Annotated in this window: 14 protein-coding genes; 10 read left to right on the top strand and 4 right to left on the bottom strand. The window is 35.2% G+C overall.

Annotation, left to right across the window (positions count from 1 at the left end):
- Window positions 1–6: 6 nt before the first annotated feature.
- The 7 genes from AC1RRQ_RS14295 (at window position 7) to AC1RRQ_RS14265 (ending at window position 7824) form a co-directional block, all read left to right on the top strand.
- Window positions 7–1818: a sensor histidine kinase gene (locus AC1RRQ_RS14295; protein ID WP_493023712.1), complete on the top strand. Its 1812-nt coding sequence runs from the start codon at window positions 7–9 to the stop codon at window positions 1816–1818.
- 536 nt (window positions 1819–2354) lie between these two features.
- A complete protein-coding gene (locus AC1RRQ_RS14290) occupies window positions 2355–3014 on the top strand; it encodes a response regulator (protein ID WP_493023711.1) in 660 nt (219 codons plus the stop codon).
- 96 nt (window positions 3015–3110) lie between these two features.
- Window positions 3111–4571: an MFS transporter gene (locus AC1RRQ_RS14285; protein ID WP_493023710.1), complete on the top strand. Its 1461-nt coding sequence runs from the start codon at window positions 3111–3113 to the stop codon at window positions 4569–4571.
- Window positions 4572–4687: 116 nt separating this feature from the next.
- On the top strand, window positions 4688–5965 hold the full coding sequence (locus AC1RRQ_RS14280) for an alginate export family protein (protein ID WP_493023709.1): 1278 nt from the start codon (window positions 4688–4690) through the stop codon (window positions 5963–5965).
- A 138-nt stretch (window positions 5966–6103) separates the two neighbouring features.
- Window positions 6104–6469, top strand: a complete 366-nt coding sequence (locus AC1RRQ_RS14275; RefSeq protein WP_493023708.1) for a hypothetical protein — start codon at window positions 6104–6106, stop codon at window positions 6467–6469.
- Window positions 6470–6486: 17 nt separating this feature from the next.
- Window positions 6487–7200 carry an endonuclease/exonuclease/phosphatase family protein gene (locus AC1RRQ_RS14270; protein WP_493023707.1) on the top strand — a complete coding sequence of 238 codons (714 nt, stop codon included), beginning with the start codon at window positions 6487–6489 and terminating at the stop codon, window positions 7198–7200.
- 3 nt (window positions 7201–7203) lie between these two features.
- Window positions 7204–7824 (top strand): class I SAM-dependent methyltransferase, encoded by a 621-nt coding sequence (locus AC1RRQ_RS14265; protein WP_493023706.1) that lies wholly within the window; start codon window positions 7204–7206, stop codon window positions 7822–7824.
- Window positions 7825–7890: 66 nt separating this feature from the next.
- Here the strand turns inward: AC1RRQ_RS14265 and AC1RRQ_RS14260 are convergent, their stop codons facing one another.
- On the bottom strand, window positions 7891–8601 hold the full coding sequence (locus tag AC1RRQ_RS14260; RefSeq protein WP_493023705.1) for a Crp/Fnr family transcriptional regulator: 711 nt from the start codon (window positions 8599–8601) through the stop codon (window positions 7891–7893).
- A 176-nt stretch (window positions 8602–8777) separates the two neighbouring features.
- Between AC1RRQ_RS14260 and AC1RRQ_RS14255 the strand changes: the two genes are divergently transcribed.
- The 3 genes from AC1RRQ_RS14255 (at window position 8778) to AC1RRQ_RS14245 (ending at window position 15031) form a co-directional block, all read left to right on the top strand.
- Entirely contained in the window at window positions 8778–12296 is a 3519-nt protein-coding gene (locus AC1RRQ_RS14255; RefSeq protein ID WP_493023704.1) for a molybdopterin-dependent oxidoreductase, read from the top strand.
- Between the two features lie 138 nt (window positions 12297–12434).
- Window positions 12435–13877 (top strand): rubredoxin, encoded by a 1443-nt coding sequence (locus AC1RRQ_RS14250; RefSeq protein ID WP_493023703.1) that lies wholly within the window; start codon window positions 12435–12437, stop codon window positions 13875–13877.
- Window positions 13878–14344: 467 nt separating this feature from the next.
- On the top strand, window positions 14345–15031 hold the full coding sequence (locus tag AC1RRQ_RS14245; RefSeq protein WP_493023702.1) for a hypothetical protein: 687 nt from the start codon (window positions 14345–14347) through the stop codon (window positions 15029–15031).
- A gap of 251 nt (window positions 15032–15282) precedes the next feature.
- On the opposite strand, the gene moaA is transcribed toward AC1RRQ_RS14245, so the two are convergent.
- From moaA to AC1RRQ_RS14230, 3 genes are read right to left on the bottom strand one after another with little or no spacing between them, the layout of a single operon-like run.
- On the bottom strand, window positions 15283–16290 hold the full coding sequence (gene moaA / locus AC1RRQ_RS14240; RefSeq protein ID WP_493023701.1) for a GTP 3',8-cyclase MoaA: 1008 nt from the start codon (window positions 16288–16290) through the stop codon (window positions 15283–15285).
- Window positions 16277–17191: a bifunctional molybdenum cofactor biosynthesis protein MoaC/MoaB gene (moaCB, locus tag AC1RRQ_RS14235; RefSeq protein ID WP_493023700.1), complete on the bottom strand. Its 915-nt coding sequence runs from the start codon at window positions 17189–17191 to the stop codon at window positions 16277–16279. The genes moaA and moaCB overlap by 14 nt, the downstream gene beginning before the upstream one ends.
- A gap of 9 nt (window positions 17192–17200) precedes the next feature.
- The gene (locus AC1RRQ_RS14230; protein WP_493023699.1) at window positions 17201–17632 is read right to left on the bottom strand and encodes a molybdenum cofactor biosynthesis protein MoaE; all 432 of its coding nucleotides are present in this window, start codon (window positions 17630–17632) and stop codon (window positions 17201–17203) included.
- Window positions 17633–17699: the final 67 nt, after the last annotated feature.

The raw sequence follows: 17699 nt of genomic DNA, 5'->3' as shown, positions 1-17699 counted from the left end.
CTTCGAATGAAAAAAAGCAATCAGGAAGCTGCAGATAAAATCACTTTCAAAAATTTACGCCGACTGTATTTTTTTGCGCTTCTTACTATTGCCTTAACCATAATCGTAAGTCAAGTTTTAGTACAATACAATCTGAATCAGCAGTTAAGCGATTCTAAAATCATTAATTTTTCGGGCAAGCAGAGAATGCTGAGCCAGAAAATTGTAAAAGAAGTTCTCATTCTTCATTATGTTTCAGACACCGCTTCGTCTAAACAAATCTCACATTTAAAAGACGTTTTATCACTTTGGAAAAAAAACCAAAACGCACTCGAAAATGGCAGTGACAGCTTGGCCTTCCCAAAAGAAAAATCAGAAACACTCTCTAAATTATATCTGGAAATCAATCCCATTTTCAATAAAATTGCACAGACAACCCATTCATTTTTATCGAATTTAGAACAGAAAAAACAATCTGCTGAAAATCAAAAACTGGTGCAGACTATTTTAGAAAACGAAGGCGTTTTTCTATCCAAAATGAATCAGATTGTAACCCAATATGATCTCGAAGCACATGAAAAAGTAACCGAACAGCGCAAAATAGAATACTGGATTTTTGGGTTTACACTTTTGGTACTGCTTTTAGAATTTTTCTTCATTTTTAAACCCACAAATAAGAAAATCGAAAGACTAATTGCTAAACTTTTATCTTCAGAAAAGAAAGCCTTAAAACTGGCTCACGATACTGAAATTATTAGCGAAATCAAGGAAAACTCCGTTAAGGAATTAAAATCGCTCAATTATGCAATGGAAAACACCTTGCTTTATTGCCGAATTGCACCTGATGGCTCTATAATTCATATTGGAGAAAAATTCGCCAAACTTTTAAACTACACCAAATTTTCGTCCAACAAAAAATTCTCTGAAGTTTTAACGATTGACGAAAAAGAACAGCTCAATGTTGATCGTCTTATTTTCGAAAAACAAAGAAGCGGCTGGCAGGGCGAAATTAAAATTCTAAACAAAGAAGATCAAACGATCTGGCTCGATTTATCAATGGTTCCCGTAACAATTAAAAAAAATGAGCTGGAACTTTTAATCGTATGTTTCAACATTACCGAACGTAAAAAAGCACAGCGTGAAGTAGAACGTTTGAATCTCGAAAACATCACCGAAAAAATCAATCAGCAAAAGATTATTTCCAGTAAAATTGTTGAAAACCAAGAGAACGAACAAAACCGAATTGCCAAAGAAATTCACGACGGAATTGGTCAAATGCTTACCGGTTTAAAGTTCAGTTTAGAAAGTATCAATCTGGATGACAAAGAAAAAGCGGCACAGAAAATCGAATATTTAAAGAAACTTTCACTTGATATTATAAAAGGCGTTCGCACGGCAACATTCAATTTAATGCCGCCGGAATTAAGCGATCACGGAATCGTTTCTTCTCTGGCAAAACTCACGCAGGAGCTTTCAAAATTAACCGGAAAAGAAATTCTTTTCTACAATAAAACCGATTTCGATCAGCGTTTAGATTCTTTAATTGAAATCAATATTTATCGTCTTACGCAGGAAGCCATCAATAACGCCATAAAATACGCCGAATCATCGCATATTATTGTACAGTTATCGCATAGCGAAACCCTCTTAAGCATTATTATTGACGATAACGGAAAAGGTTTCGACATTGCCTCCGTAGACAAAAAACGAAACAGCGAATCCGGAATGGGATTATTATTTATGAAAGAAAGAATTCAATACATCAACGGACGCGTTTTCATCAATTCAATTCCAGGCGAAGGAACAAGGATTACCTTTAATATTCCGATTCTTAAATAAGATAATGTGTCAATTAGAAAATTGGATAATGAGATAATTTACCTAAACGTCGAACTTCCATTTGTCAGGCTGAGCGAAGTCGAAGCCCACGTAAAGAAAATCGATAAAATCATTATCTAATTATAGCATTTTCAAATTATCTAATTTATTAGGGCAAGCCACCATCCCGATAAGAGGGCAGACTCACTTTGTCTTTATTCGCCCTCTTATCAGGATGCTGTCGGGCTATTCGGGCTACTTCGGTAGCTTCCTCCTATCCCTCTCGCGGGCACTCGTTTTCAAAAGAGATTTTGATTTTATATAAAATTTAAAGTAAAACAAATCAATTACCTCCAGCTAAAGCTGGAGGTAATTTAGCTCCAAACTTTGTCAAAGTTTTAAACTTTGACAAAGTTGACCTCACTCGACTTTGGAATTTGGGATTTCCAACATTAGAAATTTTAATATTGGAATTTATTTTTAAAAAAAGTACGTATATTAGCATCTTCTTTTTAGATGAATATACGTAAGAAATCCAAAATCAAATTAAGTAAACTATGAGTAATATCATTCGTGTAGTACTAGCAGACGATCATGTTTTTGTTAGAGATGGAATTAAATCTCTACTTGAAAATGAAGCGAACATTGAGGTTGCAGGCGAAGCAATTGATGGTGCCGATGCGCTTGAAGTGGTTGCAGAAACCAAACCCGATTTACTTATAGTAGATATTCGTATGCCTAATCTAACTGGTATTGAGGTAGTAGAAAAACTTAGAAGCGAAAATAACAGCGTAAAAATCATCATGCTTTCGATGCACGAATCGGAAGAATATGTACTAAAATCTATAAAAGCCGGTGCGGATGGTTATTTGCTAAAAGGTTCAAGTAAAGAAGAATTCTTAAAAGCTTTACATACTGTTGCTGCAGGCGGAAAATATTTTAGCGGTGACATCTCCTCTATCTTAATCAGCCAACTCACAAATCCTTCTAATTCATTAGAGCCTAAGCAAAATTTAGCCGAGGAAATGATGATTACCAAAAGAGAAAAAGAAATTCTAAGTCTTTTATTATCTGGAAAAGGAAATAAAGAAATTGCTGAAGCCCTTGATATCAGTAAACGAACTGCCGAAGTGCACCGTTTTAACCTGATGAAAAAGCTAAAAGTGAAAAATTTAATGGAACTTTCTAATAAAGCCACAGAATATTCTTTGATATAAAAAATACGTATAAATACGTAATTATTTTTCAAAACCTGCGTTTTAGCATCTTTCAACTAAGTTATAGTACTTATTTTTACTCAAAAATCAAGTACTATGAAAAACACAAACTCACTATCTCAATCGCATAAAATTTTATTCTTAAACACATTGGCTTTTACAGTGTGTTTTGCCTGCTGGACATTAAACGGGGTTTTAGTAACCTTTTTAGTCGATAACGGAATTTTCAATTGGAACGTAGTTCAGGTTGGCTGGCTTCTTGGAATTCCAATTTTAACGGGTTCTATTATGCGTCTTCCTATTGGAATCTTAACCGATAAATTTGGAGGCAAATATGTTTTTTCGCTTTTACTCCTGCTCTGCTCTATTCCGTTATTCCTTCTCCCTTATGCCAACAGTTTCTTTATGTTTGCTTTGCTTAGCTTTTTCTTCGGGATGGTTGGAACCAGCTTTGCCGTTGGAATTGGATATACCTCCATCTGGTATCCAAAAGAATGGCAGGGACGCGCACTCGGAATCTTCGGGATGGGAAATGCCGGAGCCGCAATCACTACTTTTCTCGCACCTTCACTATTAAATCATTTTTCTATCAATGATCCGCAAAACGGCTGGAAAATACTCCCAGTTATTTACGCCGTTTCTTTAGTTGCAATAGGTATTGCTTTTTTGATTTTTGCACAAAACAAAAAAATAGAAAACAATACAAAAACAGTTTCCCAAATGCTTAGTTCACTAAAATCGACACGAGTTTGGCGTTTTGGAGCCTATTATTTTTTAGTTTTTGGATGTTTTGTGGCCTACTCACAATGGCTTTTGCCAAACTTTATGAACGTTTACCAAACCAGTTTAGTTATGGGTGGTTTATTTGCCACACTTTTTAGTCTGCCATCTGGTGTAATCAGGGCTTTTGGAGGATATTTATCAGATAAATTCGGGGCTCGAAAAGTTATGTATTGGGTTTTAAGCTCATCCGTACTATTGAGTGCTTTATTAATGATTCCAAAAATGGAAATAACAACCACTGGTCCAGGAATTTTGGCCTCCAAAAAAGGAACAATAACTTCTGTAACAAAAGACAATATTAAATTAGGAAAGACTGATTTTGCCATTGCTCAAAAAAAAGAAAATAATACGGAGAATGCTATTTTTCCAACAAGTTCTTCATGGCAGCAAGTTGTGGTAGCACAAAATCAAACCGTAAAGAAAAAAGAACTTCTGGCCAAAGGAATTACGGTTATTAAGTTCGATGCCAATATGTGGGTCTTTTTGGTTTTGGTAATTTTAATTGGAATTTCATGGGGAATAGGAAAAGCGGCTGTTTACAAACACATTCCGGAATACTTCCCTACAGAAGTTGGAGTTGTTGGCGGCATGGTTGGAATGATTGGCGGTTTAGGAGGCTTTTTCGGCCCAATAATCTTCGGGTATTTACTAACTGCAACCGGAATCTGGTCGAGTTCTTGGATTTTTATTTTTCTTTTTTCTCTTATTTGTTTAATCTGGATGCATTATACCATTAACATTATTAACAAAAAAACACTTATATTTGCGAAATAATTGAAGTACAAGCAGTTAAAACTTAAATTTAAGCGTATAAAACTAGTTAAACATGATTTTTATCATAAAAAAAGAACTATTTTTCTTATAAATTTGAATTTTAAAAAAGACCAATTATGAAAAAACTACAAATAATTTTGTTCTTATTATTAGCAGGAATAAGCTTTGACATTCAGGCACAAGAACTAGATGTAAATCTACAATTAAGACCGCGTTTTGAATATCGTAACGGATTCAAACAACCGCTAAATTATGGCCAGGAGGGAACATCGCAAATTTCACAACGTTCCCGTTTAGGTATTAATTATAAACAAGAGGATTTAATTGTAAAATTAACTTTCCAAAATACAAGAACTTGGGGAGATGTACCAACTACCACAACAAAAGATGCAAATGGAGTAGCAGTTTTCGAAGCTTGGGCACAATATAATTTTACTGAAAAATGGAGCGCCAGAATGGGACGTCAGGTTCTTTCTTATGATAATCAGCGTATCCTTGGAGGACTGGATTGGGCACAGCAAGGACAAAGCCATGACGCGTTAATAGTTTCTTTTCACAATGAAACTCAAAAATTAGATTTTGGAGGCGCATACAACTCAGATGCCGAAAATCTTGTTCAAACTGCTTATACGGTGCCAAACATGTATAAAAATATGCAATATGCTTGGTACCATAACCAATTCAGTGAAAATTTAGGCACAAGCTTTTTAGTATTGAATACAGGTTACGAATTTACTCGTAATCCAAATACTCCAGAGAGCAAAATTCTTGTAGATTACAAACAAACTTTTGGATCTTATGTGACTTATAAAAAAGGTAAATTAGACACTAACTTTTGGTTGTATGGGCAAACTGGAAAAAGCAATGATAAACAGGTAAGTGCTTGGAATGCTGCAGCCAATTTAGGATATAACATAACAGAAGCTTTTAAACTAGATTTAGGTTACGAATTTTTATCTGGAAAATCTTCAAATGACGGAAGTACGGTAATCAAATCTTTTAATCCGCTTTTTGGGACCAACCACGGATTTAACGGTTATATGGATTATTTTTATGTTGGAAATTACATCAATAGCTATGGTTTACAAGATGCCTTTATCAAACTAAATTACAATGTAAACAAATGGCAGTTTGCTTTGATTCCACATGTGTTTTTAACAGCTGCTGATGTTGTTACGCCTCTAAATGAAAAATTAGATTCGTATTTAGGAACTGAGATTGATGCAACTTTTGGATATAATTTCAAGAAAAACATAACCGTAACTGGAGGTTACTCTCAAATGTTTGGATCTAAAACAATGGAATTTGTAAAAGGTGGAGATACAAGTCATACTAATAATTGGGCTTGGTTAATGATATCTGTTGATCCTAAAATTTTTAGCTGGAAGAAATAGATTTTTTCTAAAATATACACTTTTTAGTTTACCCTTTTTCAGTATTGGAAAAGGGTATCTTTTTTTTAACATTGAAGAACATTATCGTATGTTTTATTAGCTATATTTGAATGGATTACGAACCCCAAATTCTATCTCATGAAACCATTTCTAAAACTATCAATGTTAACTTTTATTGTTACGCAAACAGGCATCGCACAAAAATACAATGATGCCTTAATTTCAAAAAATTCAGAAATAAATTTTGCAAAAACACAAAAAAGAGGAATCAAAAAAAACAACATTATTTATTATGTTGAAAATGATTTACAAACAATATCGGCCTATAAAAAAAGCAAATTGAAATGGCAGACCAATGTAATTTCGGTTTGCGGAAAACCAAAAAAGGGACAACCCGAAATTAGATACGTAGGTTATAACACAAACAAACTGCTTATCGTTATTGGAAAACATAATTTTGCTGAAATTGACATTGCTAATGGTGAAACAAAATTAGTCGGTTAAGGGTAAATAAATTATAAATGAAAATCATAGCTTGGAATTGCAACATGGCATTCAGGAAAAAAGCCGAATTCATTTTGGCTCATAATCCTGATATTGTCGTTATTTCTGAGTGTGAAAATCCTGAAAAACTAAAATTTCCAGACGGAATACAATTACCAAATCAAATTTTGTGGTATGGCACAAATCCTCATAAAGGACTTGGTGTTTTCTCGTACAGCGATTATCGGTTTCAATTGCTCGATTGTCATAATCCCAACTTTAAAAATATCCTGCCAATAGCCGTTACTGGCGGAAAAATAGATTTCACGCTATTCGCAATTTGGGCAAATAATCCCGAAGACAAAGACGGACAATATATAACTCAAGTCTGGAAAGCAATTAATTATTATCAAGATCTTATTAAAGAAACCAAAACCATTTTAATTGGCGATTTCAACAGTAATACCATTTGGGATAAACCACGACGGGAAGGAAATCATACAACGGTTGTAAATGCATTAGGAGACAAAAATATTTTTAGCACTTATCATAAATATTTTAATCAAGTACAAGGCAAAGAAGAGTACCCAACGTTATATCTTTACCGACACGAAAACAAACCTTATCATCTGGATTATTGCTTTGCATCAAATGATTTTATCGAAACTCTGGAAAGTGTTGAAATAGGAAATTATCAAGACTGGACTAGTCTCAGCGACCATAAACCTTTAATAATTAAATTCAATATATAAATCATGAACAACTGGACCAAAAGGTGGGACGACCGTTACAGCAGCGAAGAATTTGCGTACGGCGAAGACCCCAACAATTATTTAAAAGAACAAATAGAAAAACTCACTCCCGGTTCGATTCTTTTTCCTGCCGAAGGTGAAGGACGAAATGCCATTTTTACTGCAAAATTAGGATGGAATGTTTCGGCTTTTGATATTAGCGAAGAAGGTAAAAACAAAGCCCTCCGACTGGCCGAAAACAACAATGTTTCGATTGATTATCAGGTTGGCGAATTAGAAACCTTAGATTTCCAAGAAGAGCAATTTGATGCTATTGCTTTAATTTATGCTCATTTTCCGGCTGAAATTAAATCGAGTATTCACAAACAGCTTGATAAATTGTTAAGCAAAAATGGTATTATTATTTTTGAAGCTTTCAGCAAAAAACATTTAGAATATCTTGCTGTCAATGAAAAAGTAGGCGGTCCAAAAGATATTGAATCCCTATTTTCAATCGAAGAAATCAAAGCCGATTTTCCTAATTACCAAATTATCGAATTAGAGGAAAAAGAAATTGAATTGAATGAAGGTTTATTTCATAACGGAAAAGGTTCTGTAATTCGATTTATTGGCAGAAAAAAATAATTTATCCCGACGTAGAGATGCACTTCGGTGTATCTCTACAAAAGCAATACGTATTATTACGTAAATCTAAATTGCTAAATATTTATGTTCCATAATTTCAGATTTTAATTCTGGAACATCTAAAATCCCAATCCTTTTTCCTTCAGTTTTAATTAAAGTTTCTTTTTTAAGACTTGAAATAACACGAATAGCTTGTTCCTCTGTAGTTCCTGCAAAATCAGCGATTTCTTTTCGTGAAAGTTCAATATCGATTAAGCCATTGATTTGTCCAAATTTACGATGAATATAAAGCAGTAAATCTATAACGCGTTCTCGGACATTCATGTGTGCAATCTTCCGAATATTGTTTTCACTTTTATTCAATTCATCGGCATAAAACAACATTAAAGCGTATGTAAATTCGGGAACATGTTTTAAAATCTCCAGCATCGTTTCATTACTGAAGTTACATAAAACAGTATCTTCTAAGGCATAAGCGCCAATTAAGTACTTTTTTCCTGTTCCAAATCCGCGAAAACCAATTATATCACCGTTTTTTGTCAGGCGAACAATCTGTTCACGGCCGTTAATTCCGGTTTTTACCGTTTTCACTTTTCCTTTACAGATAAAATAAAGCCCTTGCAATGGCAGACCTTCTGTAATAAATTGATCCGCCTTTTTACATACAATATTCTGTTTCTTCGAAACATACTGAGTCATTTGCTCTAAATACAAATGTTTCTTGATAAAACAGTTTTCATTGGCACAGGAATAACAAATCGTTTGCTCTTCTTTCATGAGTTCTCTTTTTTAAAAGATTAAAATCTAATTTGTTGTTCCTCATTTAATTCCATCAAAAATAAAAAATAAATTTCGAAAAATAAGTATTAATACGTAAAAATACTTATTTTTGCTTAAGTGATTTATCTAAATCCCCTAGATTCAAGAAAACAGCCGCTAAAAAAAGAACTGTAATGCAAAATACCAAAATCAAAACTACCTGTTCCTATTGTGGCGTTGGCTGCGGTATAATCGTAACCAACGATGCCAAAAACGGCGTTATGGTAGAAGGCGACAAAGATCATCCGGTAAACAGAGGAATGTTATGTTCTAAAGGAATGAATCTGCATTACGTAGTTAACGATACCTCAGACAGAATCTTATATCCCGAAATGCGAGGAAGTAAAACCTATCCTTTAGAACGTGTAAGCTGGAATACTGCATTGGATCGTGCTGCAGCTGTTTTTACTTCCATCATAAAAAAATATGGGCCGGACAGTATTGGGTTTTACATTTCAGGCCAATGTTTAACAGAAGAATATTATCTCACAAATAAATTGGTAAAAGGTTTTTTGAAAACCAATAATATAGATACGAATTCGAGACTTTGTATGAGTTCTGCCGTTGTGGGATATAAAAAAACCTTTGGAGAAGATTCTGTACCTATTGCTTATGATGATATCGAACTTTCGGATACAATTTTAATTACAGGTGCAAATCCAGCTTGGTGTCATCCAATTCTATTCAGAAGAATTGAAAAACACAAAGAAAAAAATCCGAAGACAAAAATAATCGTAATCGATCCGAGGCGAACAGATACAGCTGCTTTTGCCGATTTGCATTTGCAGATTATTCCCGGATCAGACATTATATTATATCACGCTATTGCCAAACGAATCATCGAAAAAGGATACGTAGATCATGATTTCGTTAAAAACAATGCCGAGAATTTCAAACAATATAAAGATTTAGTACTAAGTACTTCACTTGAAAAAGCTTCAAAACTTTGTGGAATTCCAGTAAATGATATTAAACTCGCAGCCGATATTATCGGAAAAGCAAAAGGTTTCCTTTCATTCTGGGCAATGGGATTAAACCAAAGTGCTGTTGGAGTCGATAAAAACACAGCGTTACTAAATTTATCTTTATTAACGGGACAAATTGGAAAACCCGGTTCTGGGCCTTTTTCCTTAACCGGACAACCTAACGCAATGGGCGGACGTGAAGTTGGCGGAATGGCAACACTTTTAGCCGCGCACAAAGACATTGCAAATCCGGTGCATCGTAAGGAAGTGGCTGATTTTTGGGGCGTTGACGAACTTTCAGATAAACCCGGCTTAACGGCTACCGAAATGTTCGATGCGTTGGAATCTGGAAAAATGAAAGCGGTTTGGATTATCTGCACAAATCCATTGGTAAGCTTACCCGATTCTCGACGAGTTGAAAAAGCACTTCAAAATGCTAAATTCGTTGTTGTTCAGGATATTTCACATAATGCCGACACGGCCAAATATGCCGATTTATTATTACCCGCTGCTGGATGGTTAGAGAAAGAAGGAACAATGACCAATTCGGAACGTCGCATTTCGTATCTCCCAAAAGGAATTAATGCGCCCGGAGAAGCACTTCCGGATATTGAAATCTTAATACGTTTTGCAAAAAAAATGAATTTTAACGGTTTCGATTTTAATAGTGCCGAAGAAATTTACAAAGAACATTGTGCACTTACAAAAGGCACTAACATTGATATATCGTATTTAAATTATCATCGCTTAAAAACCGAAGGTACTTTTCAGTGGCCAGTTCCAGATTACGGACATCCGGGAACTCCCCGCCTATTTACAGATAAAAAATTCTACACGCCATCGCAAAAAGCCATTTTCAATTTACCAACGGTAATTGAAAATACATCAGAACAGCCAACACCGCAATTTCCCTTTATATTAACAACAGGAAGAGTTCGCGACCAATGGCATACGATGACCAAAACGGGAAAAGTTTCGCGATTAATGACGCATACACCAAGTCCGGTTTTAGAAATTAATCCTATTGATGCTTTTAAAAACAATATTAAAAACGGCGATATAGTTATTGTTTCAAGTAAAAATGGTGAAGTCAGAGTAAAAATAAAAGTAACCGATTCCATTAAAGAAAAAGTCGTTTTCCTGCCGATGCATTGGGGAAAACAACTCGAAAATGATTTAAACCGAACCAACAATTTAACCAATACGGTTGTGGATCCTGTTTCAAAAGAACCTGATTTTAAATTCACCACCGTTGCGATTACAAAATATGTAAAACCTTTTCAGAAAATTGCGATTGTCGGAGCCGGAGCTGCTTCTTTTAGATTTATTCAAAACTACCGTGAATTCAACACAACCGATGAAATTATTGTTTTTTCGAATGAAATAAATCCGTTTTACAACCGTGTTTTACTGCCCGAATATATGACGGGAGAATTCAGTTGGGACCAACTTTTAAAAGTAAAAAACGGTGAAGCTTTAAATAAGCTCAACATAACAATGAAAGCTGGTATTGCTATTGAAAAAATAGATCCGGCGAGTAAAACCATAAAAGACAATTTAGGCGAAACACATTCTTTCGACTCACTGATTTTAGCCACCGGAAGCCGGCCTTTTATTCCAGAAAATGCACAGCTTCATCTTCCGGGCCGATTTACCGTAAGACGTAAAGAAGATGCAGACCGCTTAAAAAAACATCTAGACAGTACTAATCTTCCGCCCGAAGAACAGCATGTTGTTATTATTGGCGGCGGCTTATTAGGATTAGAATTGGCTGCAGCTTTAAAACATAAAAAAGTAAAGACGACTATAATTCAAAGAGCTTCGCGCTTAATGGAACGTCAGCTCGATTTAATATCCAGCAAATTATTGGCAGAAGAAGTACAGCTTCGTGATATTCAAATTTATTTTGATAATGAAGTCAGCACCGTTTTTGAAACCGATAATCCAAACGAAATAGAAATTGCCTTAAAAAGCGGCCGAATTATTACCGCAAATGCCATCGTTTATACCATTGGAACAATTCCAAATATAGAAATTGCCCGAGAAGGTGGACTCTCATGCGGACGGGGCGTAAAAGTAAATCAGTATTTACAAACCTCAAATCCGGATATTTTTGCGATTGGAGAAATAGCCGAATTCAATAATAAGCTATTTGGAATCACATCTGCAGCCGAAGAACAAGCCGATATTTTAGCCAACTTTCTGGCAGGCGACATCAGTAGTTTTTACAAAGGGTCTATCTTGATGAATATCTTGAAATTAGAAGATATTAACCTATGCAGCATTGGCGACATTCTGATTCCTGAAAATGATGATTCGTACGAAGAAATTGTTTTCTCTGATTTGAAAAAACGTTATTACAAAAAATGTATTGTAAAAGACGATCTTCTTGTTGGCGCTATTTTAATGGGAGATAAAAACGAATTTGCCGAGTTCAAAACGATGATTGAAAGCAAAATCGAATTGTCAGACAAACGAAATTTATTATTAAGAGGAAGTTCAAACGCAAAACCGGTTTTAGGCAAACTAGTCTGTTCCTGCAGTCAGGTTGGAGCCGGAAACATTGAAGAAACAATCAAAAGCGGCGTAAACGATTTTACCGATTTATGCAAAAATACAGGTGCCGGCCTAGGCTGTGGCAGCTGTAAAACAGAGGTTAAAGAGATATTGGCGAAGTGTAAAGTTTAGTTTTCAGTCGCAGTCTCAGTTTTCAGTGCAAATTGAGACTGAAAACTATGACTGAAAACTGAGACTGAAAACCGAGACTGAAAACCGAGACTGAAAACTGCGACTGAAAACTGCGACTGAAAACTGAAAACTAAAAAAATGGAACTAACAAGATTAATAGTAAAAGGAGGCGTAATCTCTCCGGGAGAATTGAGAGAAGTTGTCAATATGGCGATGGATCAGGGATTGGATTCCATTTCGTTTGGCTCCAGACAGGATATTATTTTCCCAAACGGATTTAAATCTTTAGACAAATCAGCCTTAGGAAAACATCATTTTGTTTATCCGGATCAAAAAAGCGGTAATAATATTGTTTCCTCTTATGTTTCGACAGATATTTTCAGGAATACCAATTGGCTTACCGGCAATAAATTCCTTTACATATTAGAACTTTTTAAAGAACAGCCAAAACTTAAAGTCAACATAAACGATCCGAAACAACAGTTAGTTCCGTTGTTTACCGGACATCTAAATTTCATCGCTTCAGAACATGAAGATTATTGGTATTTGTACATTCGTCTGCCAAAATGGGAACGTATGGAAGTGTATCCCGTTTTGATTTACAGCTGGGATATTGCCAAATTCTATTATGAAATCGAAAAAATTACCACCGAAGAATCCATCGGAATCGATCTCATTTTTAGTCTTGTAAGCGAAGCATTGGATACCAATAACAGAACAATAGACAAAGCTTTAAGCATTCCGTTTTATCCGTTTCCGTATTACGAAGGAATGAACAGAATGGGAATCGATCAATACTGGCTGGGTTTATATTGGCGAAATAACCTTTATAATCTTGATTTCTTAAAAGAAATGTGCGATTTATGTTTTGACTGCAAAATTGGAAAAATCTGCATCACGCCCTGGAAATCTTTCATTATAAAAGGAATTCCAAAAGACAGAAAACTAGAATGGGAGAAATTCCTTGGCAAAAGAGGAATCAACGTTCGCCATTCCTTATTAGAATTAAACTGGCATTTACCTGTTGCCATGGAATGGGCTTTGAATCTGAAAACATTTTTGGTTCGAACACTCGACCAATTCGACATCAGTACCTACGGATTAACTTTTGGCTTGTCTGAATACAATCGGGATGGTCATTACTTTACTTCTATTGTCGTCGAAAAAAACGAACTTCCATCGGCCTTAGAATCCATTAAAATTCGCGATACCTATAATGTTTTGTTTGCAAAGAATTTCGATCCTAATACTCGGGAATACATTGTTCATTCGCAAGACATTGACAAACTCGAACTGCCGACAATTTTAATTGAGTTAAGCCGAAAATACTTTGATGAACTCGGAAATGTAATTCCCGAAAGCAACGAAAATCAACAGAAAAAAGAAAAGCCTCAACAAGATATTTACCAATGCCAAGAATGTTTAACGCTTTATAAACCAGAATATGGAGATGAGAATCAAGGTATTCCAAAAGGAATTCTGTTTACCGATTTAGGTGAAAATTACTGCTGTTCCTTATGTGAAGCCCCTAAAAGCAACTTCAAAATTCTGAACACGAGCGATAGCGAACTGACGAAGTAAATTGCCGAAAACTAATATCGAAGAATAATTTTTAGGAGCTTATTCCAGCTGTCCGCTGTATTCCCGATAAACAAAAACTACGGCTAAAAAGCCTTGTTTTTCTAAATCGGGAGATGTCGCTCCCATCTGGGCTAGGCAGTCATTTTCAAAAGAACTTTGTGGAACAATAGATTTTACAATTCACAGTTTCGTTATACCTTTTACAACTCCCATTTTATATCTCAATTTTATCCAATTTCCTTCATTTATACAGCAATTTCCTCCTTTTTTTCATGTAGAATTGTTAAGAGATTTTGATTTTTAATTTCTTCAAAAAACACAAATATTTCACTTTCAAATATTTAACATTAAATTTTATCTAAAAACTTAACATTGGGAGACTTGTTTTATAGTTATCTTTACTTAACCGTAATTTAACAATTTAGTTACATTGTTAATAATAATCCTCATCTAAAAGCACATTTAATATGGAAAACAAGACCGAAGAAACTACCCCAGAGAAAATTGATTCACCAAAACCTGAGGCCGTTCAACCAGCAGCTGAAACCGCAAAAACTGTAAATACACCTGCACCAAAAGCTCCAGTACGTAAAGCACCTGTTAAAACTGCAGCAACTGCAAAACCAGCTGCAACTGCAAAACCGGCAGCTTCAACAGCAACAAAAGCTCCAGCTGCATCTGTTGTAAAAACAGCTACAACAACTACAACTAAAGCACCTGCTAAAGCTGTTGTAAAAGCCGTTGCGACAACTGCTCCAAAACCTGCAGTAAGAAAAGCACCTGCCAAAAAAGTGCTGACTCCCGCTGCTAAAACAGAAGAAAAAAAGCCAGTTACTCAAACAGCTGTTGCTGAATCAAAAGATAAAAACACAAACGAAGCAGTTACTACAGAAGAAACTGCTAAAAATAAATCTGATAAAAAAGCCAAAAAAGTGAAAGACAAAGAAAAAGACAAAGCGAAAAAGAAATTAGCTAAGAAAAAAGAAAAAGCTAAAAAAGACAAGCAGAAAGAAAAAGCTAAAAAAGCAAAACTGAAAGCAGCTGCTAAGAAAAAAGAAAAAGCGAAAAAAGCGAAAGAAAAAGCTAAAGCGAAAAAAATTGCAAAAAAGAAAGTAAAGTCTAAAAAGAAGGCAAAAGCTAAAAAGAAAAAATAATATCAAAGAAAGGTTTGACTTTAATAAGTTTAACCTTTTTTTTTATGCGGCAAAGAGTCATTGCGAGGAACGAAGCAACCACACGAACAAAAGCAGTTTTTTTTCTTTGACGATAATATTAGTGAGATTGCTTCGTTCCTCGCAATGACAAACCGTGTCACCCGAGCGGAGTCAAAGGGATATTAACGATTACTCACAATTCACAATTCACAATTCACAATTCACAATTCACAATTCACAATTAATAATTATTATCCTCCAATCGCAATCATACTGCGATTATCAAAATGTTTTGCAGGATCGTTCATTTCATCAATTGTAACCATTCCTGCGCGTACTTTCTTTTTATTTTGAATAGATTCTGAGATTAGATTCGTGATCGATTCGCCGTTTCTAAATGGCGTTAAAAGATCGGTCTCGGAATTAGAGAACAGACAATTTTTAATTTTACCATCGGCAGTCAAACGGATTCGGTTACAGCTGTCACAAAACGGATTTGTAATCGAACTGATAATTCCGAAATTCCCTTGATAGCCTTTTATTTTATAAGTTCTGGCAGTAAAATTTATTTCGTCTTCGAGTTTCTCCACTTCATCTGAAGAAAAAGTTTTTTCTACCAAAGATAAAATCTCATTTTGAGAAACCATTTTACTTCTGTCCCATTGGTTTCCCGCAAAAGGCATAAACTCAATAAAACGAACCGAAATAGGTAAAAACTGCGTTAGTTTGACAAAATCAACAATTTCATTATCGTTAAAACCTTTCATCAAAACCACATTCACTTTTACCTGAAAATCATGATTTAAAAGTAAATGAAGATTATCAATCACCTTTTCAAATTGATTTCTAAGCGTTACAGAATGAAATTTAGATGCAACCAAAGTATCTAAACTCAAATTGATCTTTCTGACTTTAAACCGCTTTAAAACGTCTATATGCCTGTCGATTAAAATTCCGTTTGTAGTTATAGACAGCGAAACATCCAAAGAAGATAATTTTGAAATAATCTCCGGAAAATCTTTTCGTAAAAGCGGTTCCCCGCCTGTTAATCTAATTTTGTCAACACCATTTTTTGCAAATGTCTGAGCGATACTAAAAATCTCATCGGCCGTCATTAAACTGGCTTTAGGAGAAAGCGCAATTCCGTCAGCCGGCATGCAGTACGTACAACGCAGATTGCATTTTTCCAGCAGCGAAATACGCAGATAATTGTGTCTGCGCCCAAAAACATCCGTTAAAATAGTGTTAGAGGCTGTCATGATTTTTTCCTTTTAATATATGAAAGACGTGCATAACATGCGGAAACACAGCATCCATCGATTCTCTTACTCCGTTTGTTGAGCCCGGCAATCCTAAAACTAAGCTTTTACCCAAAGTTCCGGCTACGGTTCTGGATAACATTGCATAAGGCATTCTCTGCTGTCCGTAATCGCGAATTGCTTCTTCGATTCCCGGAATTCTGCTTTCTAAAATTGGCGACAAGGCTTCCGGTGTAACATCTCTTGGAGACAATCCGGTTCCGCCAGTAAAAATTACCAGCTGATGGTCTTTTGCAAAAGCCTTTGTTCTTTCCTGAATAATATCTAATTCATCAGGAATAATTTCGTAATGCGCTGTTTCAACTCCGTAAGAATCTAATTTCTCTACAATAATTTTTCCCGAACGATCTTCTTTATCACCCGCAAAAATGGAATCAGAACAAACGAAAACTGCCGCTTTTATAGCGTACGGAAATTTATTTTTAAAAGAAGATTTCCCTCCTTCTTTATTAATCAATTTAATAGTCGAAATTTCGATTTCCTTATCAATTGGTTTCAACATATCGTACATCGTAAGTGCTACAATTGATGCACCGTGCATAGCCTCAACCTCAACTCCTGTTTTATAAACGGTTTTTACATTGAAGATAATATGAATCTCCAGTCCTTCAATTTTATATTCTACCGATGTAAATTCAATCGGAATCGGGTGGCAGTCCGGAATAGACAAATGCGTGTTTTTTACTGCAAATAATCCTGCCGTTTTAGCCATTTCAAACACATTTCCTTTCGGAACCAAATTATTCACTACAGCCTCAATCGTTTCCTGTCTGCTGACTTTTACAATTGCCGTTGCTGTTGCTGCTCTTAATGTGCTTATTTTATGCGTAATATCTACCATTTTAATTTATTAGGTATTTTGTTTCCAAGTGAATGTATCATTTTCAAACATCTCTTTACCAAAAATTGGCACATCGGTTTTAATCCAGTTTACAATGGCTTCTGTTGCTTCATAAACCTGCTTCCGGCGTGTTGCCGAAACAAAGACGAACAAACAAATTTCGCCCGCTTTCACAACACCCAAACTGTGGTAAATATGCATACAGGTCAAGTCAAATTTGGCAAAAGCTTTCTCGCGGATCGCATGCAAAGATTCATTTGCCATATCCGTATAAGCCGAATAATCAATTGCAACAACCGTATTGTCGTGAATTACATCGGCTCGAACTTGTCCTAAAAAAATATTGTGCGCGCCAATCGTATGTTTCGATTGATGTTTCGCAATCGATTCGGCTATAAATTCAGGAGCAATTGGCCCTTCTACAAATACATTTTTACTCATTTTTTATTTTTTTTATTTGCCACAGATTACACAGATTAAAAGGTTTTGCCTCGAATTACACGAATTT

Source organism: Flavobacterium sp. GW821-FHT12A05, assembly GCF_058807735.1.
This window is presented reverse-complemented; position numbering and strand designations above follow the sequence as displayed.

Coding starts and splice junctions, on each gene's coding strand:
- AC1RRQ_RS14270 (WP_493023707.1), top strand. CDS start 6,487: ATGAAAATCATAGCTTGGAATTGCAACATGGCATTCAGGAAAAAAGCC.
- AC1RRQ_RS14255 (WP_493023704.1), top strand. CDS start 8,778: ATGCAAAATACCAAAATCAAAACTACCTGTTCCTATTGTGGCGTTGGC.
- AC1RRQ_RS14280 (WP_493023709.1), top strand. CDS start 4,688: ATGAAAAAACTACAAATAATTTTGTTCTTATTATTAGCAGGAATAAGC.
- AC1RRQ_RS14295 (WP_493023712.1), top strand. CDS start 7: ATGAAAAAAAGCAATCAGGAAGCTGCAGATAAAATCACTTTCAAAAAT.
- moaA (WP_493023701.1), bottom strand. CDS start 16,290: ATGACAGCCTCTAACACTATTTTAACGGATGTTTTTGGGCGCAGACAC.
- AC1RRQ_RS14245 (WP_493023702.1), top strand. CDS start 14,345: ATGGAAAACAAGACCGAAGAAACTACCCCAGAGAAAATTGATTCACCA.
- AC1RRQ_RS14250 (WP_493023703.1), top strand. CDS start 12,435: ATGGAACTAACAAGATTAATAGTAAAAGGAGGCGTAATCTCTCCGGGA.
- AC1RRQ_RS14260 (WP_493023705.1), bottom strand. CDS start 8,601: ATGAAAGAAGAGCAAACGATTTGTTATTCCTGTGCCAATGAAAACTGT.
- AC1RRQ_RS14290 (WP_493023711.1), top strand. CDS start 2,355: ATGAGTAATATCATTCGTGTAGTACTAGCAGACGATCATGTTTTTGTT.
- AC1RRQ_RS14285 (WP_493023710.1), top strand. CDS start 3,111: ATGAAAAACACAAACTCACTATCTCAATCGCATAAAATTTTATTCTTA.
- AC1RRQ_RS14275 (WP_493023708.1), top strand. CDS start 6,104: ATGAAACCATTTCTAAAACTATCAATGTTAACTTTTATTGTTACGCAA.
- AC1RRQ_RS14230 (WP_493023699.1), bottom strand. CDS start 17,632: ATGAGTAAAAATGTATTTGTAGAAGGGCCAATTGCTCCTGAATTTATA.
- moaCB (WP_493023700.1), bottom strand. CDS start 17,191: ATGGTAGATATTACGCATAAAATAAGCACATTAAGAGCAGCAACAGCA.
- AC1RRQ_RS14265 (WP_493023706.1), top strand. CDS start 7,204: ATGAACAACTGGACCAAAAGGTGGGACGACCGTTACAGCAGCGAAGAA.